This is a genomic window from Inhella inkyongensis, assembly GCF_005952805.1.
Lineage (GTDB): Bacteria > Pseudomonadota > Gammaproteobacteria > Burkholderiales > Burkholderiaceae_C > Inhella > Inhella inkyongensis.
Map to the genome: position 1 here is coordinate 783,506 of NZ_CP040709.1, position 25,693 is coordinate 809,198.

Annotated in this window: 25 protein-coding genes and 1 riboswitch; of the genes, 17 read left to right on the forward strand and 8 right to left on the reverse strand. The window is 64.4% G+C overall.

Going from position 1 to position 25,693, the window contains the following annotated elements; all coding sequences use genetic code 11:
- Positions 1 to 281 precede the first annotated feature (281 nt).
- Both FF090_RS03950 and FF090_RS03955 read right to left on the reverse strand, forming a co-directional pair.
- Positions 282 to 1,334 carry a ComEC/Rec2 family competence protein gene (locus FF090_RS03950; protein WP_138855486.1) on the reverse strand — a complete coding sequence of 351 codons (1,053 nt, stop codon included), beginning with the start codon at positions 1,332 to 1,334 and terminating at the stop codon, positions 282 to 284.
- A 294-nt stretch (positions 1,335 to 1,628) separates the two neighbouring features.
- On the reverse strand, positions 1,629 to 2,708 hold the full coding sequence (locus FF090_RS03955; protein ID WP_138855487.1) for an integron integrase: 1,080 nt from the start codon (positions 2,706 to 2,708) through the stop codon (positions 1,629 to 1,631).
- Between the two features lie 223 nt (positions 2,709 to 2,931).
- Here FF090_RS03955 and FF090_RS03960 point away from each other — a divergent pair, with 223 nt between their 5' ends.
- The 7 genes from FF090_RS03960 to FF090_RS03995 all read left to right on the forward strand — a co-directional run bounded on the left by FF090_RS03960 (position 2,932) and on the right by FF090_RS03995 (position 7,984).
- Positions 2,932 to 3,402 (forward strand): hypothetical protein, encoded by a 471-nt coding sequence (locus FF090_RS03960; RefSeq protein ID WP_138855488.1) that lies wholly within the window; start codon positions 2,932 to 2,934, stop codon positions 3,400 to 3,402.
- Between the two features lie 382 nt (positions 3,403 to 3,784).
- Positions 3,785 to 4,159: a DUF6869 domain-containing protein gene (locus tag FF090_RS03970; protein ID WP_138855490.1), complete on the forward strand. Its 375-nt coding sequence runs from the start codon at positions 3,785 to 3,787 to the stop codon at positions 4,157 to 4,159.
- 94 nt (positions 4,160 to 4,253) lie between these two features.
- Positions 4,254 to 4,601 carry a DUF2185 domain-containing protein gene (locus FF090_RS03975; protein ID WP_138855491.1) on the forward strand — a complete coding sequence of 116 codons (348 nt, stop codon included), beginning with the start codon at positions 4,254 to 4,256 and terminating at the stop codon, positions 4,599 to 4,601.
- 1,111 nt (positions 4,602 to 5,712) lie between these two features.
- Positions 5,713 to 6,087, forward strand: coding sequence for a lysozyme inhibitor LprI family protein (locus tag FF090_RS19775; RefSeq protein ID WP_138855492.1), 375 nt, complete (start codon positions 5,713 to 5,715; stop codon positions 6,085 to 6,087).
- Positions 6,088 to 6,218: 131 nt separating this feature from the next.
- Positions 6,219 to 6,614: a DUF4279 domain-containing protein gene (locus tag FF090_RS03985; RefSeq protein ID WP_175423511.1), complete on the forward strand. Its 396-nt coding sequence runs from the start codon at positions 6,219 to 6,221 to the stop codon at positions 6,612 to 6,614.
- A 66-nt stretch (positions 6,615 to 6,680) separates the two neighbouring features.
- Positions 6,681 to 6,959: a hypothetical protein gene (locus tag FF090_RS03990; protein ID WP_138855494.1), complete on the forward strand. Its 279-nt coding sequence runs from the start codon at positions 6,681 to 6,683 to the stop codon at positions 6,957 to 6,959.
- Between the two features lie 677 nt (positions 6,960 to 7,636).
- Positions 7,637 to 7,984: a hypothetical protein gene (locus FF090_RS03995; RefSeq protein WP_138855495.1), complete on the forward strand. Its 348-nt coding sequence runs from the start codon at positions 7,637 to 7,639 to the stop codon at positions 7,982 to 7,984.
- A gap of 635 nt (positions 7,985 to 8,619) precedes the next feature.
- On the opposite strand, the gene FF090_RS04000 is transcribed toward FF090_RS03995, so the two are convergent.
- From FF090_RS04000 to FF090_RS04015, 4 genes are read right to left on the reverse strand one after another with little or no spacing between them, the layout of a single operon-like run.
- Positions 8,620 to 9,666 carry a bifunctional nicotinamide-nucleotide adenylyltransferase/Nudix hydroxylase gene (locus tag FF090_RS04000; protein WP_138855496.1) on the reverse strand — a complete coding sequence of 349 codons (1,047 nt, stop codon included), beginning with the start codon at positions 9,664 to 9,666 and terminating at the stop codon, positions 8,620 to 8,622.
- Complete coding sequence (locus FF090_RS04005; RefSeq protein ID WP_138855497.1) at positions 9,663 to 11,375, reverse strand: NAD+ synthase; 1,713 nt, start codon at positions 11,373 to 11,375, stop codon at positions 9,663 to 9,665. The genes FF090_RS04000 and FF090_RS04005 overlap by 4 nt, the downstream gene beginning before the upstream one ends.
- Positions 11,369 to 12,568: a nicotinate phosphoribosyltransferase gene (pncB, locus tag FF090_RS04010; RefSeq protein ID WP_138855498.1), complete on the reverse strand. Its 1,200-nt coding sequence runs from the start codon at positions 12,566 to 12,568 to the stop codon at positions 11,369 to 11,371. Before pncB ends, FF090_RS04005 begins: the two co-directional genes overlap by 7 nt.
- The gene (locus tag FF090_RS04015; RefSeq protein ID WP_138855499.1) at positions 12,565 to 13,404 is read right to left on the reverse strand and encodes a cysteine hydrolase family protein; all 840 of its coding nucleotides are present in this window, start codon (positions 13,402 to 13,404) and stop codon (positions 12,565 to 12,567) included. Before FF090_RS04015 ends, pncB begins: the two co-directional genes overlap by 4 nt.
- A gap of 132 nt (positions 13,405 to 13,536) precedes the next feature.
- On the opposite strand from FF090_RS04015, the gene FF090_RS04020 reads away from it, so the two are divergent.
- Positions 13,537 to 14,226, forward strand: coding sequence for an NUDIX hydrolase (locus FF090_RS04020; RefSeq protein ID WP_138855500.1), 690 nt, complete (start codon positions 13,537 to 13,539; stop codon positions 14,224 to 14,226).
- Positions 14,227 to 14,495: 269 nt separating this feature from the next.
- Positions 14,496 to 15,275 (forward strand): plasmid replication/partition related protein, encoded by a 780-nt coding sequence (locus FF090_RS04025; protein WP_138855501.1) that lies wholly within the window; start codon positions 14,496 to 14,498, stop codon positions 15,273 to 15,275.
- Here FF090_RS04025 and FF090_RS04030 read toward each other — a convergent pair whose 3' ends face one another.
- Complete coding sequence (locus FF090_RS04030; RefSeq protein ID WP_138855502.1) at positions 15,276 to 17,186, reverse strand: GGDEF domain-containing protein; 1,911 nt, start codon at positions 17,184 to 17,186, stop codon at positions 15,276 to 15,278.
- Between the two features lie 175 nt (positions 17,187 to 17,361).
- Positions 17,362 to 18,789: a sulfatase-like hydrolase/transferase gene (locus FF090_RS04035; protein WP_138855503.1), complete on the reverse strand. Its 1,428-nt coding sequence runs from the start codon at positions 18,787 to 18,789 to the stop codon at positions 17,362 to 17,364.
- A 176-nt stretch (positions 18,790 to 18,965) separates the two neighbouring features.
- Here FF090_RS04035 and FF090_RS04040 point away from each other — a divergent pair, with 176 nt between their 5' ends.
- The 8 genes from FF090_RS04040 to FF090_RS04075 all read left to right on the forward strand — a co-directional run bounded on the left by FF090_RS04040 (position 18,966) and on the right by FF090_RS04075 (position 25,691).
- Positions 18,966 to 19,295, forward strand: coding sequence for a hypothetical protein (locus FF090_RS04040; RefSeq protein ID WP_138855504.1), 330 nt, complete (start codon positions 18,966 to 18,968; stop codon positions 19,293 to 19,295).
- A gap of 21 nt (positions 19,296 to 19,316) precedes the next feature.
- Entirely contained in the window at positions 19,317 to 20,588 is a 1,272-nt protein-coding gene (locus tag FF090_RS04045; RefSeq protein WP_217503022.1) for a YHYH protein, read from the forward strand.
- Positions 20,585 to 21,706 carry a HupE/UreJ family protein gene (locus FF090_RS04050; RefSeq protein WP_138855505.1) on the forward strand — a complete coding sequence of 374 codons (1,122 nt, stop codon included), beginning with the start codon at positions 20,585 to 20,587 and terminating at the stop codon, positions 21,704 to 21,706. Before FF090_RS04045 ends, FF090_RS04050 begins: the two co-directional genes overlap by 4 nt.
- A gap of 61 nt (positions 21,707 to 21,767) precedes the next feature.
- Positions 21,768 to 22,112: a hypothetical protein gene (locus FF090_RS04055; protein ID WP_138855506.1), complete on the forward strand. Its 345-nt coding sequence runs from the start codon at positions 21,768 to 21,770 to the stop codon at positions 22,110 to 22,112.
- A 103-nt stretch (positions 22,113 to 22,215) separates the two neighbouring features.
- On the forward strand, positions 22,216 to 22,707 hold the full coding sequence (locus tag FF090_RS04060; RefSeq protein WP_138855507.1) for a cupredoxin domain-containing protein: 492 nt from the start codon (positions 22,216 to 22,218) through the stop codon (positions 22,705 to 22,707).
- The gene (locus tag FF090_RS04065) at positions 22,704 to 23,171 is read left to right on the forward strand and encodes a DUF411 domain-containing protein (protein ID WP_138855508.1); all 468 of its coding nucleotides are present in this window, start codon (positions 22,704 to 22,706) and stop codon (positions 23,169 to 23,171) included. Before FF090_RS04060 ends, FF090_RS04065 begins: the two co-directional genes overlap by 4 nt.
- A 9-nt stretch (positions 23,172 to 23,180) precedes the next feature.
- Positions 23,181 to 23,555, forward strand: a complete 375-nt coding sequence (locus FF090_RS04070; RefSeq protein WP_138855509.1) for a hypothetical protein — start codon at positions 23,181 to 23,183, stop codon at positions 23,553 to 23,555.
- Positions 23,551 to 23,800, forward strand: a riboswitch (cobalamin riboswitch). (Overlaps the previous gene by 5 nt.)
- A 109-nt stretch (positions 23,801 to 23,909) precedes the next feature.
- Positions 23,910 to 25,691 (forward strand): TonB-dependent receptor domain-containing protein, encoded by a 1,782-nt coding sequence (locus tag FF090_RS04075; protein ID WP_175423512.1) that lies wholly within the window; start codon positions 23,910 to 23,912, stop codon positions 25,689 to 25,691.
- The last annotated feature ends 2 nt before the right edge of the window (positions 25,692 to 25,693 follow it).

Consider the following 25,693-nt stretch of genomic DNA (forward strand, 5'->3'; position numbering starts at 1 on the left):
AGCCCCCAAGTTTTCCCGAGTGAACCGCCCCGGCAATGAACTGACCCCCAGAAGTTCGACGATCTTGCGTAGTGCGCCACTCGCACCTCTGATCCGTGCCGCTAACTGACGAGCGCACTGCGTACTCAGGGCGGGCCAGTCGAGAGCGGAGACCTCCCAGACAGTGAAGTCACGGCGCTTCTGGCCCAAGAGAGTTCTGTAAGGCGGTGCTCGACGGCTGCTTCGGGGGGGCTCTGTTTTGCGAGGCGGCGGACAGCTCCCGCTGCAAAGAGGACCTGACCTCAGAGCCGCAGGCTCAGTCCGCTCTCCGCTCCAAGTCGCACCTTGGGTCCGCAGCGGCCCTTTCTGATGGTCTCCCAGGGGAGCGAGTACTCGTTGCTGTAGTTGAAGATCAGCTCGACATCCGGAATCTGCAGCAAAGCCCAGGCTAAGGTCTCCGCATGTGGGTGTCCGTAGCCGCTGCCGTCGGTCGTTATCAGCAGCTTCTTTGGTTTCAGCAGTCCAAGCAACTGCGGTGACGTGTTTGTGCTGCTCCCGTGATGCGACAGCTTGAGAAGGTCCAAACCAACTGCCCCTCCTCGCTCGCGGCACAGGCGTCGCCAAGCAGCAGCCAGCACACTGGGATAAGCATCCCCTGCCATCAAGGCAGCTCGGCCCTTGTGTTCTAGAAGCAAGGCGAGGCTGCTCCCATTCGCCACACTCGAGTCTTCGGCAAAGCGCGCTTTCGCTAGCGAGACGAGGTCGATAGGTATGGAGGCAGGCGGACGCTTTGGCGAGGCTCCTCGCGCGCGAGGCAATGGTTGAGCGTCGGAGGTCTCGGCAAGGGCCTGTGGCCACAGAGCGGCCAGTCGCTTGAGCTGAGGCAAGTTCGGCGATAGCACCGTCACGGCCAAACCGCCTGGCAACTCTACCCGTGGCAGCGGACCGTGCGACGGCGTTCGAATCGCACCTCCGGAGAAGGCCGCGTTCCAGGCCAGCCCCTGCTCGTGAAGCATCGCCCCGAGCGCCTCCGCCTGGGCAATGCTTCGCGGCCGCGGAGCACCAACTGGCAAATGACGCGCGCCGTTGAACCAGACATCCCTGATGCCGAGCTGATGTTGGTGGCGCCGCCGAATGACATCGGCAACACCCCCAATGTGGTCTCGATCGAGGTGCGTGACAACTAACGCCTCCAGCGCTTGAACGCCTTGCTCCCGAAGCGCCGCGAATGCAGGCTGAATGGACTCGCCGTAGGTTTTGCCGACACCACCGTCAATGAGCAGTGCGCGCTTGGGTCGGCCCCACAACACCAGGATGCTGTCACCAAAGCGAGCTTTGAGTGGGCGGATTTCCATGGGCCTCCTCGCATGTCAGTACGGCGATCAGTCAGACCGATTGCAACAGGAATTTTGAGCAATGGCTCCAACCTCGAACTCCGTCAGCACCGGTGGCGATGCTCGGTGTTCCCAACGCGGAGTTCGGACCACGGCCCAGACAAGTAGCAGTCGGCGGCTTACTGCAGGCATAAGGAGCGCGACTTGTGCTGCGTTGTCGACCGCACTTCTACAGCAGCAGTAGGCTGGGAGCGGTCATGGAATCAACGCCGACGATGGTCCGCTTGCCGGCCCTTACCGTCACCTTGGCGGGTTTCACTCGGATCTGGCGAAGCCCGTCATCCGGTCCAACGGACTGCACACCGCGCCGCCGCCCAGGCGCAGCACGTGGGTGTAAATCATGGTCGTCGCCACATCGTTGTGACCGAGCAATTCCTGCACCGTGCGGATGTCGTAGCCCGCCTGAAGCAGGTGGGTGGCGAAGCTGTGCCGCAGTGTGTGGGGCGTCGCGGGCTTGGTGATGTGTGCGGCCATAACTGCGCGCTTGAAGGCGCGCTGAAAGCTGTCTTCGTGCAGATGGTGGCGGCGCACCACCCCCGTGCTCGGATCCACCGAGTGCGTGGCCTGTGGAAAGACCCAGAACCAGGGCCAACTGGCTCCGGCGCGGGGGTACTTGCGCTCCAACGCGTCCGGCATGAACACGCCGGCGCGCCCCTCCTGCACGTCCTGCAGCCACAGCGCGTGGACTGACTTCAGATGCGCCTTCAGGTTCGGCACGAGAACCTGCGGCAGCATCAGCACCCGATCCTTGCCGCCCTTGCCTTGTCGCACCACCAGCGCGCGATGGTCAAAGTCCAGATCCTTGACCCGCAGGTTGGCGGCTTCATGGATCCGCAGGCCGGTGCCGTAAAGCAGGCGGCCGAACAAGGCCATCAGACCCTCCAGCCCCGCCAGGACCGCAGCGACCTCTTCATGGCTGAGCACCACCGGAAGCCGCCGCTGCGCGCGCGGGCGGCCGATGGCCTGCAGCCAAGGGAGTTCGAGCTGCAGCACCTTGGCGTAGAGGAACACCAGCGCCGACAGGGCCTGCCGATGGGTCGACGCCGACACGCCCCGCGCGTCGGCCAGCCAGGTCAGAAAAGCCTCGACCTCGGGGCCGCCCATTTCGGCAGGGTGCCGGATGCCATGGAAGCGGATGTAGCCCTTGATCCAGTGCAGGTAGGCCAATTCGGTGCGACGGCTGTAGTGCAGGCCGCGGATGCGCTCGCGCACCCGGTCCAGCAAACGCGTGGACTGCAGAGCGGGCAAGGCGCCCGGCTGCCGGAGCGCCGAGCCGACCACCAGACGCAATTGCCCCCTCGGGGAGGGGCCTTGGGGCGGGAGGACCGGTTGCATACTTCCCTCCTTGAGCGCGTGTCGGCTCGGCCCTCGGCCTAGCCAGTGAAGCTGCGCTACTTGTCGGGAAATTTAGTACTGGATGCGCATCCAGTCAACGAGATGCCAACATGTTGATCCGCATGGATGTTTTGCTGCTGACAATGGCCGTTGTTATGCGGAGGCATGACGTGTTATCCGGCGCTGCTGCGCCATAAAACCAAGTTATGCATCTAAGCGCCACATGAAGAGCCTTCCAATTTTGTTCGTCATGGCATTGGCACTCGGGCCAGTGAACGCAGCTGAACCCTACCGAAACCCGGTTGATGGCGCTGTATATATCGCCGATTGGAAGACCTACGTTCCTGCGAATGGTGTCGACAACAAGAAGGGAAGAGTAGTTAACTCCGGAATACGACTGCTTAGTAGTCAGTCTGATTTCGAGATGAATACTACGGCCAAAGAGCTTGCAAAACTGATTGGATACATCCATGAAGTACTTGCTCAGCATGCCGCCCACCACAAGGAGGCCGGAGAAATACTGCTTCAAATTGAGCTCGCGAAATCCGGAAAGCCAAACTTCAAAATGTCTTTTCAAGGAAATGTGCAGCAGGAACTTCTCGAAAATTTCTACAAGTCACTTGGCTCAATCGAGTTCAACACGAAGAAATCCACTGTCAGCCTTCAAGCCCACTTTGTCTTGAAAGATGCATAACCTTTCATTGCAGCGGACCTGCGTCAGCTGCGCTGGCTTGTCCGCTGAATTCAAACGTTAGGGCGCTCGAATGACAACGACGAGGCGGATCACTGTTTATGTTGATCATGTCGACTCATCGGCAGACTTCGATTGGATGCGGCAGTGGCTTGCGAAGTGGGGCGAGTCAGCACGCGTCGAGAGCTACTCCACGGGCGGATGGGAGCATTGCTGGGATATTGAGGCAACTGTTGAGGCAGCTGCAGAGATTCCAGAAGATTGGCTTTGTGCAAGTGACTGGGCAACTCCTGAAATATTTGGCAATCCCTAACCATTCATTGCAGCCGACCCTGGCCAGCTGCGCTGGCCGGTCGGCTGAATTCAAACGTTATACGGCACTTAGATGACCGAGCAGGATTTTCATGCTTGGGCCACTGCATACATCGAGGCACAAAGCCAAGCTGATCACATCAACGAAAAGCATCCGATGTGGTGGCCAATCGGTAAATTCTTCGATCTTCAGCGCGAGCACCCAGAAGACTGTTGGCGGGCAATTCTTGCAGTCCTAGATTTGCAGCCTTCGGAAAAGGTACTAGGGATGTTGGCCGCTGGGCCACTTGAAGATCTGATTGAGGACCATGGCGAGCAGTTCATTGAGCGAATCGAAATTGAAGCCCGCCGAAGGTCGGATTTTCGTTCGCTGCTTCGGGGTGTCTGGAAGAGCAGTACTCTAGAAATCTGGGCTCGTGTTGAACGCGCATGCGAAGCAGCAACATGAGCCGTATAACCTTTCGCTGCAGCCGACCCGCGCCAGCTGCGCTGGCTTGGTCGGCTGAGCTCAAACGTTATACGTCTCACGGAAGGTTCTCGGCATGAGCACGAAGTTCCTTTTGCGGGCGGATGAGATTCGAGAAATCGCTCCCGGACACGGCGCATGCTATGCGTCCGATCACATCACGGTCGACGGGCAGAAGGTTGGTTTCATGTACCGTGAAGAGCCGGACAACGACGTTGACAGCGGCTGGCGCTTCTTGTCTGGTAATGAGAGCCAGGAGTACTTGGACGATTCCAATAACTTGCAGATCTACGACGTCAACACCATCGCGAACTATGACCAGGGCATCGTTGCCCTTTTGTCTGCGCCTTGTGGATCGGCCTTTGCAAGAACGGCCTCTGGCGAGTTTGTCGTGGACGACCAGCCGCATGACGATGACGTATAACCTTTTGGTCAAACGGACCTGCGCCAGCTACGCTGGCTGGTCCGCTTACCGCAAACGTTAGATGTCATGGCGCTAGTTCGAGAGAAGGTTACGTTCGAGCGTGTTTTTGACATAGTTCGATCCGGCGGAGATCAAAAGCTTCCTCACACCTTGTTTGGCTTTGAATCATCTGGGCGAGTGCACTACGGAGTAGAGGTTCCTGGGACGCCTCGAATCGAGGTTGGTGACACCGTCCTCGCCCTCCTGGATCGGGCAAACGACTGGCAGACGCTGCGAGGGTGGAGGAACCTTAGTACCGGGGAGTTGGCTGCGCCAACCTACTACGGCGCAGTTTTTGGTGCCACTTTAATGTTCGCCTGTGCCGTCTTTAGTGCGTACATCATTGGACTATCTGCTTCAGCTCTCATCGCGTTGGCATTTCTTGCGGGCTCTGGTTACTGGGCGTGGTTTGCGTTGAAGTCGCTCAAAATTAGGCGGGAGCTAAACAGGGATGACATCTAACCTTTCATTGCAGCCGACCACGGCCAGCTGCGCTGGCCGGTCGGCTGAATTCAAACGTTAGGCATCACAACATCCATCTCAGGGGATCCAATGAAGAAAAACGGCTTGCGCTTCAGCATCGCGCTCCTTGCTGCCTCTACTAGCGCTTGCGTTAGCGTTCCAACTGGCACCTATACGCTTGGGCAACAAGGTTCAGCTGATGAAACGTCATTGATTCGTCCAGCCAAAAAGGAAGAGCGACAGTACAAGCCAAGCGTTGCGGCCCGCATGTTCTCCGTTCCGGCGGGCACCGCTCAACTGCTCCATATTTGGCCCGCTAGCAATCTGAGCACCGGTACGTCTTTGCAAAAATTCGAGTCTGTTCGCGTCGCTCCCGGCGCTTATCTAGTTAAGGTTCTCTGCAATGTTGGCGGATTCGCTGTGTACTACGATCTCCCGATCGAGACTCACGCTGGAAAGGATCAGTTAATTGAGTGCACTGGAGCGACCGCACATAGGGCAAACATCACCGCGAGGGAGATTGATGCCCCCCGGTGAGATGCCTAACAATTCATTCAAGCCGAAGCCGATTCGCGGCTCGGCTTAATTCAGGCGTTAGGCAGCAGCCAAGATGCATCAGCTAGTTAGGTCCGTCGCACTTGTGGTCACGGTTGCAGTGGCTCAATCCGCCTCTGCCAAGGGTTGCGACAAAGTGGAGCGAGAAGACGAACTGCAGGAGTGCCTTGGAACTGAGCTCGCCACGGTAGACAAAGAACTCAACGCAGCCTACGCAAAGTTGCGTGGCGGGTTAAACAAAGAAGCACACGTGTTGCTTACCAAGGCGCAAAGGCTTTGGGTTTCTCTGCGAGACGCTGATTGTGAGTTGGAGGCTGAAAGCCACAAGGGTGGCTCCGGTTACCAGGCGATCTATATCCAATGTCAGATCGACAAGACACGGCAGCGAATCAAAGATTTCAAGAGCTCAAGGCTCTGGCCTCGCGGTTAAGGCCCATCAATGCCATCCGCAATGCCGCTGCCTAACCGCTCATTGCAGCCGACCGGCGCCAGCTTTGCTGGCTGGTCGGCTGAATTCAAACGTTATCCAGCATGAGCGAGAGTGGTTCTGATCGAGACTTCGTGAGCAGTGTTGGCTTGATCATCACGGGCGCTCAACTGCGGCCAGACGAGGTGACCGCAACTCTTGGGATGGAACCAGACGAGTGTTGGCGCCGCGGGGATTCAAAGCGCGTTGGTGCCGAACTGCATGAGTGGGGTGGCTGGAAGAAGCGTCTTCAGCGGCGAGATGACAGAGATCCGTTCTCGCTGGAGTTGCGACTGTGGGCGGACCTATTGAAGGGCAAGGTCACTGAGTTGCGATGCTTGCGCGACGCCGGTTGCAACTTGACGCTTGATTGCTTCATTTCAATTTCCGGTGCAGCGCTGGTTGAGATTAATCCGGAGCTACAACGCGACCTCTCCACTTTAGGCATAGATCTAAGCTTTGCAATCTGGGCGAGCACAGATGCTGGATAACCTTTCATTGCAGTGGATCTGCGCCAGCTCCGCTGGCTGGTCCACTGAATTCAAACGTTAGACGTCATGAGCGAGAGCGTCTCAATTACTACGCTGGATCGAAGCGGCCGATCTGTCGGCGTTGGATCGTTTGTGCGCGTGCTCACAATCGATCCAGAAGTATTCGTAAATACTGAGCGGGAAGAAGTCCCGCGTATTCAATCGATGCTCGGCGAAGTACTAGAGGTCTACGAAGTGGATCAATGGGGTCGCGCGTGGGTCGAAAAGTGGTGGCACGAAGGAGAAGGCCAATCCACTTCGCATTCGCTAGCACTTGACCCACAGGACATGGAGCTTGTGCGGTGAAGACGTCTAACCTGTCGTTGAAGCCGACCCTGGCCGGCTGCGCCGTCCGGTCGGCTGAACTCCAACGTTAGGCATCAAGACCATGCGTCGACTCGCCGCAACTATGTCTGCCGCTCTATCGCTGTCAGCGGTTGCAGCCACCGACATCGTGGCCGAGTTGAGGTTTCGAATTGAGCGTGACGGGCTCGACGCTGTGAATTCCTACCTCAGCGCACACTGGGAGTCCTCTATGGGGCCACTGGCTCGAAAGGTCGAGCAGTGTGACGCGAAGGCAATGCAGTTGGCTCTGCAGCTACACCGCGGTATCAACGCGGAAACAGCGCAAGCACTCGGCGAATCACTGTCTCTAGCCGTTGGGCGCTGCCCGGCCAAATTGCTTCCCCTCATTCCAACGTCGGAAGTCACACAGTACTGCAGTGTCGGTGGCACCGTTCCCGACACTCGCCTCAACCGCGAGATCGACCGTCGCATTCATGGAATTGTCGCCAACGCGCCATTGCGTGCCTCCCAAAATGGCCGCGCTTGCGTAGCTGCGTACAAAGCGGAAGCGCAACGCTCAGCACTCGGCCCTTGGCAAACCGACAGCACCAATGGCAGGCCAACTCACTAGCGCCGTGCTGCCTAACCCCTCCGTCAAGGGGAACTGCCTGCGGCAGGCCCCTTACGTCAAACGCTAGATGCCGCACCAAGATCTTGAGCGAACTGCGAAATCCATTGCTGACCTCGATGCCTTGGTCAGTGGACTGCTCGCGTCGGTGCCAGCCCGCAAGCCCGGGCAACGTCAGCTGCTTGCAGACTGCGCCGCTGCAGATCGTTCGTTGCAGGTTCTGCGCATGGCGATCTCGATGAACCGCCCCATGCACGAGATGACGCAGGCGGCGCACGAGTTGCTCGGTGCGCTTCGTTTGGCCAACGCTCATATCGCAACCGCCAGAGCAGACTTAGCGACGCGCCAGGCGGTTCAGCTGTGTGTCTGCCTCGCCTTACAGGTCGGGGCCCAATTCACTGTTGCCGCGCCTGCCTAAGGCTTCCAGCAGACGCTCCAAACTCTGACAGCGGAGCGTTCCGCTTTCGCGCCAGTCGCGCCGGAAAGACACCGGCTTGCACGGCTCTGCGCCAGCTTGATGGGCGAGCCGATTCGGGGTCATGCCGAGCGACCGCTCTTCCTCCGACAGCGGTCGCTCCCTTGAGACCGCGCCACAGACCACCTTCACTGCATAGCGGTTGGCGAGTGGTCAATGCACTGGATGCCTGGCACCGAAGACTGGACCTCCGCGCAGTTTTCGACTTTGCGGTGCATCTCGGCCGGGCGAACGCTCCGCAAGTGCTTGTCAGGCAATGCCCGGAGTTTTCGACTTTATTTGCACAGAACAGCCGCGTGGCGCCGCCGTAGGCGGCCCAAGTTCCTTGGCTTGGGGCGGAGTTCATGCGACCGCAGGTCGCGTGAACGTAGACCACAAGCCTCGCAGTCTGGCGAAGTCGGTCAACGGGGTTTGGACGTTTGGCGTGCGCGCAGCGTTCGGCAAACGGCACAAGACTGGTGGCAGAGCGCCAAGTTGGGCCGCGCAGCGGCCTGAGCGGCGCAGCCGGCCAACGGGGTTTGAATGGCGAGCCGACCGTGCCACGGGCGACGCTGCCGCTTTCTGCACCATCCGGGCACTCAGGCCGCTGGAAGCAACCCCAGGAACCGATCCAGCATGTGGAAGTGATCGTCGAAGAACTGCGACTCCATGGCGGCTAGTTCGGCCATTGGCACCCAGCGCGCCAGAGCGGCGTCATCGTCACCACGCACTTCTGGCAGTTCCCGGTCGCCGAGGTCGAAGTAATGGGTGTGCGAGATGGTGCGGCCGCGTTGGCTGCGGTCGGGGTGATCGAACACCGCCACGCCGCGCAGTGAGCGCTGCAAGGTATCGGGCAACAGGCGCAGCCCTGTTTCCTCCTCCAGCTCACGAATGGCGGACTGGTAGAGCGTGTCGCGCGGCTCGACGAAACCGCCAGGCAAGGCCCAGAGCCCTTGGCCGGGATCTTTGGCGCGCTGGATCAGCAGAACGTGGCCCGCACAGCGCAGCACCACGTCGACCGTGACAAAGACCGGCGCGTAGGGCGCCGCAGCCCAGGCCTTCCGATAGCCCTGCAGCATCTCCCACTCGCGACGAAGCGGGGCCAGAAAGGGCAGGCGTGACCAGGCCTGCACGAAGGCGCGGGTGCTGGCGGGGACCTGATCGACCCAGGTCGACAGCACGATCTCCAGCACTTCGGGCCCGGCCTCGAACAGCGCCGCACGCAGATCGGTGGCGTCCACGCGGTGCAGACGCGGCAAGCTCAGCAACTGCCATGGCGCAAAGCGACGCAGGTAGTCGCTGGTGGCGTCTTTGAAATGCCCGACCAGCAGGACGTTGGCGTTCCCGACGCGTTGCCCCACCTCCTCGAGAACGGCTGCAACCCAGCGAGCCTCGTCGAAATAGTCGCGCAACGGCAGGAAGTCGACGCGGCTGCGCTCGGCCTCCGGCAGCGCCAAGCGAACCATCTCGGCGCGCTCGGTCCAGCTGAAGGGATGGCGCGGTGAACGCGCTTGATGGGCGGATCCCAGCACCACCAGCACGCGCGGTGCACGCGCCAAGGCCTCGCGCAACAAGGCCAGGTGGCCGTTGTGGAAGGGCTGAAAGCGGCCAATGACGACTGCGACGTCGATGCTCTGCTCGTTCATTCGAACACCCCGGGGTAGCGTGCCGCGATCGGCATCTGGCGCCCTTGGCCGAAGGCACGGCCGCGTAGGCGAATTAGGGGCGGCGCTTGGCGGCGCTTGTACTCGCTGCGCTGGATCATGCGGGCCACTTTCTCAATCAACGCGCGGCCTTCTGGCGTGCCACGCAGTCCCGCCATGCGGGCTTCGGCCGCCTCGCGCTCCCAGGAGGCCATACGGTCGCCTTCGATCAACACCTTGAGCATGTCGTCGAGCACCGGATAGGGCGGCAGGCTGTCGCTGTCGCGCTGGCCCGGAGCCAGCTCGGCAGACGGCTCCTTTTCGATGATGGCGGCGGGAACCAGTTCGCGCCCAGCCGCTTCGTTCAGGTGACGGCACAGCTCGAACACCTCAGTCTTGTACAGATCGCCGATCAGGCCGAGTCCACCATTGGTGTCGCCGTAGAGCGTGCAGTAGCCGACCGAGACTTCGCTTTTGTTGCCCGTGGTCAGCAGCAGGTGGCCGTTGGCATTCGAGTAGGCCATCAGCACAGTGCCGCGCACGCGGGCCTGCAGGTTCTCCAGCGTCAGCCCCTGCATGGGCGCACCGAAGCTGTCAGCGAACTGTGCCTTCATGGCTTCCACCGCGCCTTTGATCGGGTGATTCAGCAGTTCGATGCCGAGATTGCGGCACAGCTGCTCCGAGTCCGTCACGGAGCCGCTGGACGAAAAGCTTGAAGGCATGGTGATGCCGACGACGTTGGCCGCACCCAGCGCCTCGGTGGCGAGAGCCAGCGTGAGCGCACTGTCGATGCCGCCGGAGCTGCCGACCACGGCCTGCGTGAAACCGCAGCGGCGCGCGTAGTCGCGCAGACCCAGCACGATCTGTGCACGGTAGAAGGCCATCGGGCTGATCCCGCCCGGATCCGGTCGTGAGGGACGGCTGCCGTCGAGCTCGACAAAGCGGCCGTTCTCGAATCCAAGGGTTCGGACCGACTCGACAAAGCGATCGGCCTCGAACACCACCCCGTCCTCGGGTTCGACGGCGAAGCTGGCGCCGTCGTAGACCAGCTGGTCATGCCCACCCACATGGTTAACGTAGAGGATGGGCAGGCCATTGCGGCGCGAGGCCGAACCGAAGACCTGGTGGCGTTGCTCGCGCTTGCCGATGTTGCTGGGGCTGGCGTTGAGGCTGATCACCAACTCGGGCGCGGCGTCACGCAGTCGGTCGAAGGGATTGACGCGGTAGTCACCGGCCTCGTCGTTCCAACCGTCCTCGCAGATCAGCAGGCCAACCTGGACGGAGCCCAGTCGCAGCACCTTGGCCACATCAGGGCCCGGTTCGAAATGGCGGCGCTCGTCGAAGATGTTGTAGGTCGGCAGCAGCTGCTTGGCGTAGCGCAGGATAACCTCGCCAGCGCGCAGCACCAGCAGGCCGTTCTCGAGCTTCTTGCCGGGGCCGTCGCGGCGTAGCGGCGTGCCGAACACCCAGGCTAGATCGGGCAGCCCGCGCGAGGCTTCGCGCAGGGCCTCGAGACCCGCCTCGACCTGGCGGATGAAAGCGGGCTCGTCGAGCAGGTCGCCTGGGTAGTAGCCACTGACTGCGAGTTCGGGGAACACCACCAGTTCGGCGCCTTCGCTCGCTGCCTGGCGCGCCGCGGCCGTCATCCGCTCAACGTTGCCAGCGACGTCGCCGACGGTCAGATTCAGTTGCGCGATCGTCAGCTTCAGCATGGCGTCTTCACTCCGAACACCTGGCGAAGGTAGGCCAGGAAGGTTTCGTCCTCGCACAGGGTCTTGCCGGGGCTGTCGCTGAGCTTGGCGACGGGCTGGCCATTGGCGTGTGTGAGCTTCATGACGATGTTCAGCGGCTTCGGGCCGAGGTCGTTGCTCAGGTGCGTGCCAATGCCGAAGCCCAGCTGCACGCGGTCGGCAAAGTGCCGGTAGAGCTCGATGGCCTTGGCGACCGTGAGCCCATCGCTGAACACCAGGCGCTTGGTGTGCGGGTCGATGCGCAACTTCGCGTAGTGCGCCAGTGCCTTCTCGCCCCAGACGACCGGATCGCCGCTGTCGTGACGCAGGCCGTCGAAGAGCTTGGCGAAGTAGAGGTCGAAGTCGGCCAGGAAGGCGTCCATGCCCACGACGTCTGTCAGCGCAGTCCCGAGGTCGCCGCGGTACTCCTGCACCCAGTCCTCCAGCGCTGCCTTCTGGTGGTCGCGCAAACGCACACCGGTAGCCTGGAAGGTCTGCAGGTACTCGTGCGCCATGGTGCCGATGGGTACCAGGCCGAGTTCCTTGGCCAGCAGCACGTTCGAGGTGCCGCGGAAGACCTTGGGCAGACCTTCCTGCATGCGCTGCACGACCTCGCGCTGCCAGGCGCCGGAGAAGCGGCGACGCAGGCCGAAGTCGAACAGCTCGAAGGGATGGCGACCGGCCGGCGCTTCGAAACAGAAGTCGTGGATGCGGCCGATCTTGTCTTCGAGGCGGTGGCGCCCTTCGGCCCGCACCTCGGGCGTGTCGAAGCGGCGGAAGTACAACTCGTTGACGATGGCGAGCACCGGGATCTCGAAACCCATCACATGGACCTGCGGGCCCTTGGCGACGATGCTCAGGGTGTCGCCCTCAGTGCGAACCTCGATGAAGTCGCGCTGGAAGCGGAAGATGCGCAGGAAGTCGACGAAGTCGCTCTTGATGAAGCGCAGGGCACCCAGGTAGGCCAGCTCGCAGCGCTGGAAAGTCAGCGAGCACAGCGCGTCGAGCTCGCGCTCCACATCGGCCTTGAGCTCGCTCAGCGGGTAGGCAGGCTGGTTGCGGCAGACAAAGCGGTACTCGGCCTGGGTCTCGGGATGGCGATGCAGCAGGGTCTGCCACATCGTGAACTTGTAGAGGTCGGTATCCAGCAGGCTGGTGATGATGGGCTGGGTCATGCTTGGATCTCGGTGCTGAGGGCGAGTTGCAGGCCCTTGGCCTTCATGGCGCCGAAGAAGTCGGCCTGTTGGGCCTCGAAACCTGCGACGGGGCTGATGCAGTCAGTCAGCAGGACCAGCTTGCCGAGCTTCTGCGATGGCAGGTGCTCGGCCAAGTGTTCAACCGTGGCGCGGACGCAGTGGCTGCCAGCCTCGCCCGCAATCAGAACGCGATCAAAGCGATCGAGTTCTTTCAGCAGGGACTGGTTGAGCTCGGTGCGCTCATCGCTGACGTCCGGCACCTCGGCCTGGAGCGCACTGTAGTGTTCGGTCCAGGGGTTCTCACCCTTGGTGACGATGGCCACAGAGCGGCCTTGCGCGTCGGCCCAGGCATCCAGAGCAGCTTGAAGGGCGGCGTGGACGTCATGACCCCAGCTGCCCATCTGGCAGTGCACTGGCCAGATCATCAGGGTGTAGCGGCCGGTGGCTTCGAGTGCGTCTAGATAGGCCAGCGCACGGCTGCGCATGTCGGGATCCCGCGGCGTGAAGTCGCCACCCCGCACCTGGTCGGCAGTGATCGGCGTGAACGGTGGGGGGTGGGATCCACTGGCGTCACGCCAGAAACCAGGGTGCGCGATGTCAATGCGGTGGTGCGAGTCCAGCGTCACCGTGATGGCGTTGAGATGGTCGCCCAGCCGCGCCACCAGCTGAGCGGCACGATGCATGTCGGCATGGGCGCCTGCAACGGGTAGCGCGGGGCGGATGGCCTCACCGCTCACCGGCGAGCGCGGCAGCCATTCGGCGGGCAGGTCGCAGAAGTCGTTCTGCGGGTCAATCAGCAGCAGATGCGTGTTCATGGCCTCTTCCTCTCTTCTCTTGTGGGTGCATCATAGCCCCACTTAAATGCAGCGTGCAACTAAGTTGTTTTGAGGCGATCGCAGAATTGCTGAGGTGAGTTGGTCATTTGATTCGGGTTTATCCTTGCTTCGATGACCACCTCAACGAACTCCGAAGCCGGCAACAAACTGATCTGCACCGTGGATGTGGTGTTGCTGTCCCTAAGCGAGGGGCAGCTCCGGGTGCTGCTTTTGAAGCGCGAGCGAGAGCCCTTCGCGGGTGCGTGGGCTCTTCCAGGAGGCTATGTCCATATTGGTGAGGATCAGGGCTGCGAAGACGCCGCGCAGCGAGTCCTGCGGCAAAAGGCCGGCTTGGAGAGTCCTTATCTTGAGCAACTCGCCAGCTTCAGCGGACCGGCTCGCGATCCGCGCGGCTGGAGTGTTTCAGTGGCCTACTTCGCACTCGTTCCTCATCCCGAAGAGGCCTTGCCCGGTCAGCAATGGCTACCGGTGGATCGGCTTCCGCAACTTCCGTTCGACCATGGGAGCATCGTCGCAACAGCCGTCGAACGCGTGCGCAGCAAGAGCCAGTACTCATCCTTGCCAGTGCATCTCTGCCCGGAACCCTTCACCATCTCTCAACTGCATGCGGTCTACGAAACACTGCTCGGCGAGCCCATCAACACGGTCAGCTTCCGCCGCAAGTTGGACGAATTGGCCATCCTCGAGCCCGTGGTGGGGGAGAAGCGCACCGAAGGGGCGCATCGACCGGCGCAGCTTTATCGGGTGAGGGCCGAGTTTCGGCAGCGGCTTCGGTTGGTTGGGCGGGGATTGAACAGGTAAGCACCTGCAAGTGCGGAAGTGCGCGGATGGGAGATATGAGGTGCCTTCCAGATCTGGATCGACCCAGCAGTCGTTACGGCGAGTCTGCCCGTCGTGCACGCCTCAGGATCGGCGGGGTTTCTCGGTAGTCAAGGACGCGTAGATGGAACCGAAGCACTACAAGTCGCCGCGCTGGGCGGGCGGCCTGTTCGGGCACAGCTTGGGTATCCAGCGCTGAACAGAGGGCCTCGTCTTTCTAGAATCCGCGCCCCTGTCCCCGACCCCAATCCATGGAACTCACCCTCAACCCCGCTCTGCAGGCCTATGTCGATCCCTTGACGCCCGCTGAGCTGGAGGCCCTGGAGCGCAGCTTGCTGGCCGAGGGTTGTCGCGATGCGCTGGTGTTATGGGGCGAGGTGCTGGTGGATGGGCACAACCGCTATGCGCTGTGCCGCAAGCACGGCCTGCCGTTCCAGACGGTGCAAAACCCCCGATTTCAGTCGTTGCAGGACGTGCAGCTGTGGTTGATCGACCAGAACCTGGCGCGGCGCAGTCTGTCGGACTTTCAGCGCGGCGAACTGGCCCTGCGCAAGCGCGACCTGCTGGCCGAGCGCCAGGTTCGCCCTGCGCCCGAGGCGGCGCCCCTGGCCGAGGCTGAGGATGGCCTGCCGCCCGCGCATCCAAGCCCTGAAGTCCCCGCGGCGCCGCAGGAGCGGCTGGTCACTCGCGAGGCCGTGGCCCAAGTGGCGCGGCTCAGCAGCAACCAGGTGGTGCAGATTGAGAAGATCCAAAAGCAGGGCGCGCCGGAGCTGGTGCAGGCCGTCAAGGCCGGCTTGGTGTCGCTCAATGCGGCAGCGGCCGTGGCCAGCCTGCCGGTGCCTGAGCAGGCGGCCGCTGCAGAGGCGGGCGCCGAAGAGCTGAAGCAGGCCGCCAAGCGGGTGCGCGAGGCCAAACGCAAGACCGGTCCGTCGCTCGCGACGCCGGCCGAACTGCGCCAGCAAGTGGCCGAGCTGCAGCTTGAAAACCAGCGCCTGCGTGAGCAACTTCAGGCGTTGGGGCAGGCAGTCTGACTACGCGCTGCCGACCGTGATCCGGAGCCGCCCGGCGGCCACGGAGTCGCGCAGGGGGTCACGCAGCGTCAGGGCCAGCGCTTCGGCATCTTCGACGTTGAGGTTGTGCACCTGCACCCAGCGTCGCCGACCCTGGGCTTTGCCCTCGTAGAGAGCCAAGTCGGTCAGGCCGACCAAGGCGGCCCAGGGCTGCGCCTCTTCGCCGGGCAGGAAGGGCAGGGCCAGCACGCCCACCGTGCAGCTGACGCCCAGGCTGGGCCCGCCTTCGATGTCGAAGGGGCTGTGCACGATGGCATGGAGCAGACGCTCGGCCAGCGCCGAGCAGTGTTCGGCATGGTCCAGGCGGGCCACCAGCAGGATCTCTTCACCCCCCCAGCGCACCAGCAGATCGGTGTCGCGCAGGGCATGACGCAAACGGCGGCCAAAGGTCACCAGCACCTGGTCGCCCACCGCGTGGCCGTGCTGGTCATTGATGGCCTTGAAGTGGTCGATGTCGAATAGATAGATTCCGAGCGCCGCGTCCTCATCCTTGCGGCGCGCGCGCTGCAGATAGCTCAACTCGCGTTCGATGCGCTGCTCCAGAAAGCGGCGGTTGCCGAGTTGGGTCAGGGTGTCGATCTGGCTCAGGTGTTCGAACTGCTCGGCCAGCTTTTTCTTGGACAGCCAGCGCGAGCCGATCAGCAGGATGGCCAGCAGCAGCACCAGCGAGAGTGCGATGAAGTAGTTGCGCTGCTGCTGCGTCGCGCGCTCGCGCTCGCGCTGCAGATCGGTCTGCTGCTTCAGCACGAGGCTCTTGAGCTCGGACTCGCGTTGCAGCCGCATCAGCTCGGCGTTCGAGGCCGCCTGCGAACCCCGGCTGCGCAGCTGCGGTTCCAGCTTTTCGGTGAACAGTTTGGCCAGGCCCTTCAGGCCAGCCAGGGACAGGGCCGCGTCCTCGTTGGCGCTCAGGCGCTTGTAGAGGTCGAGCTGGACCTCGCTTGGGGTGTCGGCGCGCAGGCGCAGACAGTCCGGCACGGCAAGGCCCGGCTGCATGCGGCGACGCGCCAGTTGGCGGTAGCAGGCCAGGTATTGGTCGACCACGGGTGCGGTGGCCTCGGAGCGGCTGCGTTCGGCCTGGTTCAGGTAGGCGCGGGCGCGCTCGAACTGGCCGATTTCGGCGGCGGCAAAGGCGGCAAAGCTGATGGCGGACTCGCGGTAGGAGTTGGGTTCGCGCGTCACCAAGTCGAAGTGCGTCAGGGCCTGTTCCGGATTGTCCAGGTGCAGCAGATAGGCCACGCCCTCGTTGTGCCGGGTTAGCAGGATGTCGTCGCGCAGTTGCGCGCGAACGGCGCGGTCCTGGGCTTCGGCCAGCAGTCGCTCGCGCTGCTCGCGCGCGCCGCGCAGCAGGTTCAGGCCCTTGTGTACATAGCTCTCGTCACCGTTGACGATGTAGGCGGTGGCGGTGTCGAGCATGACATTGGCCAGCAGGTCGCCACGGCCCTGAGGCACATAAGAGAGCGCCAGCTCATAGCTGGCGAAGGCCGCACCGACGTCACCGGCTTCGGACTGCATCCAGGCCAGGTCCTGCATCAGGGCGGCGGCGGATGGGCCTTCGCCCAGTTCCTTGGCCTCACGGGCCAGGGCCAGAAAGTGGGGGCCGAGCTGCTCCGGGTTCGGGTGTTCCAACTTCAGGCAGGCGGCGCGGTAGTTGATGTCCTCGCGCAGCGGCGGGTTGCTGGTGCAAAAGGGCCGCCCCAGATTGCCGCGATGCGACTCCACATGCTCAAAGAACCAGGCCCGCTGCACGCGGTAGCGCTCGGCCGCGCTGATGGGTTCGATCAGGCGCAGCTGCACCCAGGTCAGTCGCGCCGCCAGCGAGGGCTCTTCGCTATAGGCCGCCGGCAGCGGCGGCAGCGCGCGCACCTGGTCCATGGTCGGCCGCGGCTCTGTTTGCGCCCAGCTTGGGGCTCCCAGCAGAAGGCACAAGAGCCCGAGGCCCCAGGGCAGGCGGTGGAGTGCGGACGGTTGGGCGGCGAGGCGCAGGGGCACGGTGACAGGCCGGCGTTGGGTTGCCGGCCATTGTGCGGTGTCGCACGCTTGTCGCGACTCAGCGCTGCATTTCGGCGCGCCGGTTCACCAGGGTCGTGACGATGGCGTCCAGCGCGGCCGTGCTGCCGCTGGCCAGCAGGTCGGTGCTCTCGTAGGGGTCCAGGCTGAGGTCGTAGAGCTCGCGGCGGCCGTTCTGCTGCTCGATCAGCTTGTAGCGCGCATCGCGGATCGCGGACTGCAACTGCCCGTCCTTGCGGAACTCGATCAGGGCGTGGCTGCGGCCGCTGAAGCCGCTGGACTTGAGCGCCGGCGCAAAGCTCAGGCTGTCGGCGGGCAGGCTGTCGCTGCGCTGGGCCAGGGTGGCCCAGGTGGCAAACAGGTCGGCGCTGTTCACCAGGGCGGTCTCGCGCGCACCGGTGCGGCTGACTTCAGCACCCGCCACCACCAGGGGCACGCGGATGCCGCCTTCGTACAGGGTGTCCTTGGCCATGTTGCGTGAATAGGGAGACTGGATGACGGCGGCCGGGGTGCCGTTGTCGCCCATGAAGACGATGGTGGTCTTGGCCAGGACGCTGGCGGGCAGGGTGGCCAGCAGGCGGCCGAACTCATGGTCCAGGGCCTCGGCGGCGGCGAAATACTGGGTGCGCGAATCGGTGGCGCTGCCATCCTTCAGGCCTTGTTGGGTGTGCAGCGCGGCGGGTGGCGTGTGGAAGGGGGTGTGCGGCGCGCTATAGGCCAGCCAGAGGAACCAGGGTTGGGTCTGCGAGCTGGCGCTGGACAACCAGGCGATGGCGCGGTCGGTCAACTCGGTGGTGGCGTAGGTGGTGGTGCGGCTGGTGCTGCCGTTGACGGTGATGCGCCAGTCCGAATAGTCGGGCAACGCGCCGGTCAGGAAGCCGGCGTAGTGGCTGGCGCCGTACTGCGCCGGGGCATTCGGGTCGGGGTTGGCGCCACTGACATGCCACTTGCCGATCACCGCCACCGAGTAAGGGTTGCTGCCCTGCTGCAGGCGCTGCAGCAGATTGGGCGTGCTGGGGGCCAGCACATCGTCGACTTGCAGCACCTGGCTGCGGCTGCCGTATTGCCCGGTCAGCAGGCTGGCGCGGGTGGGCGTGCAGGTGGGGTGGGCCCAGGCCTGCTCAAACACCACGCCGGCCTGACACAGGGCCTGCAGGTTCGGCATATTGGGCTTGGCCGTGCCCACGCTGGGGTGGCAGGGGCTGGCGTCCAGCCCGAAGTCGTCGGCGATGACGAACAGGATGTTGGGCGGGGCCGGTGCTGGCGCGGGTGCTGGTGCTGGTGCAGGTGCAGGTGCAGGTGCAGGTGCAGGTGCAGGTGCAGGTGCAGGTGCAGGTGCAGGTGCGGGTGCGGGTGCGGGTGCGGGTGCGGGTGCAGGCGAACCCGCACCGCCACCGCCGCAGGCAGTCAGTGCACACAGGGTCAGTGCCATCCAGGCGCGGCTGGGAATCGGGGTCGTTGAAGGCATGGTCGCTCCTTGAGATGGGCGTCATGCTGCGGGCGGTTTATGGAGCGAATGTGGAGGCGCTGCAAGTCAATTTATCGGCGCCACACAAGCTCGCACGCTCTCCATCCTGTCTCCACATTCGGCTCGCAAGCTGACGGTCACGGCCGGAGCGTCCGGTGTTTGACAAGGAGAGAGAGATGTCGCTGAACCCCTTCGTGTCCCCCCTGCAGCCGCGTGCTGTGAGCTGGCAGGTCTTGGCCCTGGCCGGGCTTTGCCTGGCTGCATCGGCCCATGCGCAGCCCGAGGCAGGCGAACGCCGCCAGGGGCCACCGCCCCAGGCCCTGGCCGCCTGCAAGAGCCTGAGCAGCGGACAGGCCTGCAGCTTTCAGCGGCCCAACGGGAGCAGTGTGAGCGGCACCTGCTTTGCGCCCCGTTCTGAGCTGGCGCTGGCTTGTCGCCCCAGTTCGAGCGAGCGGCCGGCGCCCGGCGCCTCGGCCCCTGGCATGCCCGGCAAGTCGGCCCGCTGAACCCAACAGGAGCTCCGCATCATGCGCAAAGCGTTCAAGGCTCAGCCTCCCAGCCTCTCCGCACTTTCTTTGATGGGCCTGCTTGCCCTGCCTCTTTGGGGTTGCGGCGGCGGAGGCAGTGGCAGTGGCGACAGCAGCACCACGCCGACCACACCCACCACCCCGGCCACGGTGCCGGGCGCGCCCAGCTTGGGCACCGTCACGGCGGGCAATGGCAGTGCGAGCTTGGCCTTCACGGCACCCAGCAGCACCGGCGGTTCCGCCATCACCGACTACCTGGCCACTTGCAGCCTGGGCGCGTCCGCCTTCACCGCCACGGCCACCAGCAGCCCGGTCGTGGTCAGTGGGTTGAGCAATGGCAGCAGCTACAGCTGCAGCGTGCAGGCCCGCAATGCGGTCGGGGCTGGGCCGGCCTCGGCCGCCGCCACCGTGAGCCCGGCGGCGGCAAGCGCCGGCGCCAGCACCGCCGGGGTGGAGTGCGCCTACAGCCGCAGTGCGTTCAACAGCAGCCCTTCGGTCAACGCCATCGCCAGCGCGGCCTGGAACTGCACGGCCAGCACCCGTGTGCTCACGGCCAACGGCTTGCCGGACCATGCCACCGGCACCTTTCCCAACGCCAACAATCCCAATGCGATCGCCGCGCAGTCGGTCTCGGCCAGCTTCACGCTCAGCCCCAGCTACAGCGGAACGGCCACCACTCTGGGCGGGCCGCGCGGGCCGACCGGCTATGTGCTCAACGGCGTCAAGATCGACGCCAACACAGCCGGCACCTGCCCGGATGGCGCCACCTCCACCGGCAGCTGCAGCCTGATCGGCAACACCGGGGCCTGGAGCATCGAGGCCTTGGGGCAGAGCAGCTTCAACTTCGGCCCCGACGCCAACAACGCCCATGTGCAGCCGGGCGGCGAGTACCACTACCACGGCATGCCCGAGGGCTTCATCACCTTGCGCGGCGGTGGCCCCGGCAAGATGACCCTGGTGGGCTGGGCGGCCGACGGCTTCCCCATCTATGCGCGCTATGGCTACAGCGTGGCGGGCGATGCCAGCTCGCCGCTCAAGGTCATCACCGGCAGCTACCGGCTCAAGAGCGCGGTGAGCGCCAATCGGCCCTCACCCAGCCTGATCCCGCTGGGCACCTTTGCACAGGACTGGGAGTACGTGGCGGGCCTGGGCGATCTGGATGAATGCAATGGCCGCACCGGTGTGACGCCTGAGTTTCCGAATGGCATCTATCACTACTACGCCACCGACTCCTACCCCTACTTCCAGCGCTGCGTGAAGGGGCGGACATGAGTCTTCGGGGCCTGTTCTGCGTCTGTCTGGCGCTGGGGCTCTGGGCCCCGGCCCAGGCACATCTGATGGCGGCCCAGCGCGGCACCCTGAACCTGGTGGGCAGCGGCGGCTTTGTGGTGATGGCCATCGCCGTCGATGCCTTGCGCCGGGTGGACGATGACGGCGATGGTCGCCTGTCGGCGGCCGAGCTGGGGCGCCACGCGCCCGCCATCGAAGCTCAGGTGCGCCAGGGCCTGCAGCTCCTGGACGCCCAGGGGCCGCGGCCGCTGCAGGCGCTGATGCTGACGCTCTCCCCGGACGATCGCAGCCCGCAGGCCCCGGCCGCCGAGCTGGTGGTGATGGGGCGCTTCGCTTTGCCGGATGCTGCGGATGGGCCTCTCCGACTGGCCTTCACGCTCTTCGGGCCGCAGGCCTCGGGGCTGGAGCAGCGCATCACGGTCACCCGGGGCTCGCAGCGGCAGGTGCTGCTGTTTGCTCCGGGGCGGGCGCCGCAGGCCGTGTTGCCTTCCGCGCAAACCGTCCTGATTGAGCAGGCCGTGGAGGGGGCACGCCACATCCTGGTGGGGCCTGACCACCTACTCTTTCTGGCCTTGATGCTGGCCTCGGCATCGAGCGCGGGCTGGCGGCGCTTGGCGGCCACACTGACTGCCTTCACGGCCGGGCATGCGCTGACCTTGGCCTTGTGCGTGCTGGCCGGGGTGCGCGCCTCTTCGGTTTGGGTTGAGCCGGCCATTGCGCTGACCCTGATTGGTCTGGCGGGCCTCGATCTGCAGGGCCGCCGACGCGGTCGGTCGCTCAGTCTGCCGCTCCATGGGGGCCTGGTGTTTGCTTGCGCGCTGGTGCATGGCTTGGCGCTGGGCAATGCGTTTCAGGTCGGCGGGGGCCCCGAAGGCGATTCGGGCGGATTGCTCTGGGTGGCCTTGCTGGGTTTCAACCTGGGCATTGAGGCGACGCAACTGCTGATCGCCTTCGGCCTGCTGGGCCTGGCCCATGCGCTGCGCCGGGTGGTGCCATTGGCCCGGCAGCCTCGCCTGGCGTCGGCACTGAAGCAAGGTGGCTGGGTGCTTTCGCTGCTGTCCTTGGGCTTGGGCGGGCTTTGGTTGGTGCAGCGTCTTTAGGGTAGCAGCGGTGCGGGGGCCGGCAGCCTGTGTGCGGGTGGCTTGTACAGTTGCCCCGACCATGCGCACCCTCCCCACCCTGTGCCGTCAGCTGCTGCTCGTGCTGCTGTGCGCGCTGCTGAGCCTGCGCGGGGCGGCCGCTGGCGTACCGGCTGAGGCCTTCGGTCCCAGCAGGGCGGCCGCCGCCTGCCATGAGATGGCGGGCACAGATCCGGCATGGACCAACCAATCCGAGCTCGAGGCCGTGCACCACTGCATGGCCCATGGGCCCTGCTGCCTGCCTTTGATGCTCAGCGTGTCGGTGTTGCCGGATCGGGCCTGCACCGCGAGTGAGCAGGTCTTGCTCCATCCCCTGCTAGCGGCGCCGCAGGCCAGCCCGGAACCCCTGGATCGACCGCCTAGTTGACTCGGGCCGCTCAATACTTTCGGTCCCGTTTTCAAGGCCTGCCGCCCAAGCTGTGCGGGGGCGTCGACCCGGCCATTCAGCCGGGCGCTTTCCAGGAGTTCCTATGAAGAAGTTTGTGATCCAGGCCTTGAGCCTGGCCCTCTTGTGCGGCACCGCCGCCTGGGCCCACGGCCCCTCGCACGGCCCGGCGGCCCAGCACAGTCGGGTGCAAAAGGACTGGGGCATTGCCGGCACCCGCGCTCAGCGCACGGTAAAGGTCGAGATGGACGACACCATGCGTTTCAAGCCCGACCGTTTGGAAGTGCGCGAGGGCGAGACCCTGCGTCTGCAGATCCACAACAAGGGCAAGGTGATGCACGAGTTCGTGCTGGGCACGCCCAAGGAGTTGCAGGCCCATGCGGCCATGATGCAGAAGTTCCCCGACATGGCGCACGACGAGCCCTATATGGCCCATGTGCCGCCCGGCAAGACGGGCGAAATCGTCTGGACCTTCAACCGCCCCGGCGAGTTCCAGTTCGCCTGCCTGATCGCCGGTCACTTCCAAGCCGGCATGGTGGGCACTTTGGTGGTGACACCCAAGGGAGCCAAGCCATGAAGCCACAAGTCCAAACCGCGCGCCGCCTGTTGATCGCCGCACTCGGTGTCTTGCCCTGGCTGCCGCTGGCGGCCCAAGGTCAGTTGCCCAAGGTGGTGGTGTGGAAGGGGCCGCAATGCGGCTGCTGCAAGGATTGGATTGCCCATCTGCAATCGCAGGGCTTTACGCAGTTCGAGGTGCATGACGAGGGCAATGACGAGGCGCGCAAGCGCCTGAAGATGCCCGTGGCGCTGGGCAGCTGCCACACCGCGCAGATCGAGGGCTATGCCATCGAGGGCCATGTGCCGGCGCGTGAGATCAAGCGCCTGCTCAAGGAGCGGCCCAAGGCCCTTGGCTTGGCGGTGCCGGCCATGCCGGTGGGCTCGCCCGGCATGGACGGCCCGGCCTATGGCGGGCGGCGCGACCCCTACCAGGTGCTGCTCGTCAAACCCGACGGCAACACCCAGGTCTACCAAAACTACTGAGGATCGACGATGAAGAACTTGACCGCTGGACTGGCCCTGGGGCTCGTCGCCCTGGGTGCGCACGCCGAGATCGTTGAGATCCGCTGGGATGCACAAGCCAAGTCGGAGGCCAGCTTCCAAGTGGCGCCCGGCAAGTTCGCGGAGGCCTGCGGCAAGCTCACCAAGGGCCAAAAGGTGAGCTGGTCCTTCGAGTCCGATCGGCCGCTGAACTTCAACATCCACTACCACGTGGGCAAGAAGGTCGAGTACCCGGCCAAGCAGGCCGATGTGGCGCAGCTGCAGGGCGAGCTGGCCGTTGCGCTGGATCAAGACTATTGCTGGATGTGGAGCAACAAGGGCAACGCGCCGGCGGCGCTCAAGCTCTTGTTGCAGCGCAGCGAATAAACTCCAGCCCGTTGGTGCGCGCGGCCTCCGCTTCTGGAGGTTGCCGTTCAACGGGAATCAGCAGGACCGTCGCCAGGGAGGCGACCCCCAAGCTGAGCTGCCCCCGCAACGGTAAGTGGACGAACTGGATGGCTTTTGATCATCCAGTTCAATTCCTGTCGAAGCCACTGGATGCCCCGCGCATCTGGGAAGGACACAGGGGTCGTTCCATCAGCCCGGATACCGGCCAACAGGGGGGCGTGCCTTCGGGTGCGCCATGAGGTGCGCGGCTGCGGGGAAGCGGTGGCGCACGTGCTTCGACTGCTGTTTTCCTTCATGTCTCGTTTGTTCCCGGGCTGTGCCCGTCCTGCCGCCGTGGCCGCGGCCGTTTTGCTTTCCTGCTCCACCTTCGCCCAGACCCAGTTCGGGACCGTGGTGCTGACCGCCCAGCGCCAGCCGCAGCGCATCGATCAGGCCCTGGCCGAGGTCAGCGTCATCGACCGCGCCGAAATTGAGGCGCATGCCGGGCGCAGCCTGGTCGAGCTGTTGGCGGCCCAGCCCGGCATCCAGTTCTGGGCCAATGGCGGCTTGGGCAAGAGCGGCTCCATCTCTATCCGTGGCCTTGAGACCCGCCACACCCTGGTGCTGATCGACGGCGTGCGCAGCGGTTCGGCCACCACCGGCACGCCGGCTCTGGACAACCTGCCCCTGGATGCCATCGAGCGCATCGAGATCGTGCGCGGCCCGCTCTCGGGCCTGTACGGCAGCGACGCCGTGGGCGGTGTGGTGCAGATCTTCACGCGCAAGGGGGCCCAGGGCCTGCAGACCCGGGTGCGTCTGGCCGCGGGCTCTCATGGCCTGCGCCAGGCCGGCGCAGGCCTGTCCTTCGGCGCCGGGCCTGTGGATGGCGCCATCGGCCTGCAGGCCCTGCGCGACGACGGTTTTTCCAGCACCAATGCCCGCGTACCCGTTGGCAGCCACCACCCGGACCGCGACGGCTTTGAGCAGGAGGCCCTGAATGCCCGCCTGGGCCTGAAGCTGGGCGGTGACTGGCGCCTGGACGCCCTGGGCCTGCACAGCCGCGGCGAGAGCCAGATCGACGACGGCCCGGGGGCGGACGCGCGTGCGCGCCTGACCAGCCAGGTGGCCTCGCTGCAGGCCGGCGGCACGGTGCAGGGCAGCTGGCACAGCCAGCTGCGCCTGGCGCGTTCCAAGGAGGGCTACAACACCCTGGTCTCGGCCTCGCCCTGGACCGATTTGGGCGAGATCCGCACCCAGCAGACCCAACTGAGCTGGGAGAACCGCGTGGCCACGCCCCTGGGCCAGTTGCTGGGGGTGCTGGAACGCATCGAGCAAGAGGTGCACAAGCCCGCCACCAATTACACGGTGACCGAGCGTCGCATCACCGGCCTGGCCTTGGGCCTGAGTGGTCAGAAGGGGGCCCAGCACTGGCAGTTCTCGGCCCGTCGTGACCGCAACTCGCAGTTCGGCACCGAGAACACCGGCTCGGCCGCCTATGGCCTGGACTTGAACGAGCATCTGCGCGCCGGCCTGGCCCTGGGCAGCAGCTTTGTGGCGCCCAGCTTCAACCAGCTCTACTGGCCCGGCTTTGGCAGCCCCACCCTGCAGCCCGAGCGTGGCCAGCACCGTGAGCTCAATGCCCGCTGGCAGCAGGGCGTGCACCAGGTGCGAGCGGCCTGGTTCCTGAACCGCATCCGCGGCTATATCCCGGCCGGTCCGCGCCCGGCCAATGTCCCGCGCGCCGAGATCGAGGGCCTGAGCCTGAGCTGGGAGGCCAACTGGAGGGGCTGGGGTTTGAATGCCTCGCTGGAAGCCCTGGACCCGCGCAATGCCGCCACCGACAAGCTGCTGTCGCGCCGTGCCAAGGACAGCCTGCGCCTGGGCCTGGAGCGCCAGCTGGGTGACTGGCAGCTGGGGGCGCAGCTGCGCAGCGTCGGCGATCGCTATGACGATGCCGCCAACAAGCAGGTGGTGAAGGGGCACACGGTGCTGGACCTGCGCGCCGACTGGCGTCTGGCCAAGGACCTGCGCTTGGGCCTGAAGCTGAACAACGCCGCCGACCGCGAGTACGAAACCGTCTATGGCTACAACCAGCCGCGCCGCGAATGGTTGTTGAGCCTGCGCTGGGGCGAGTGAGA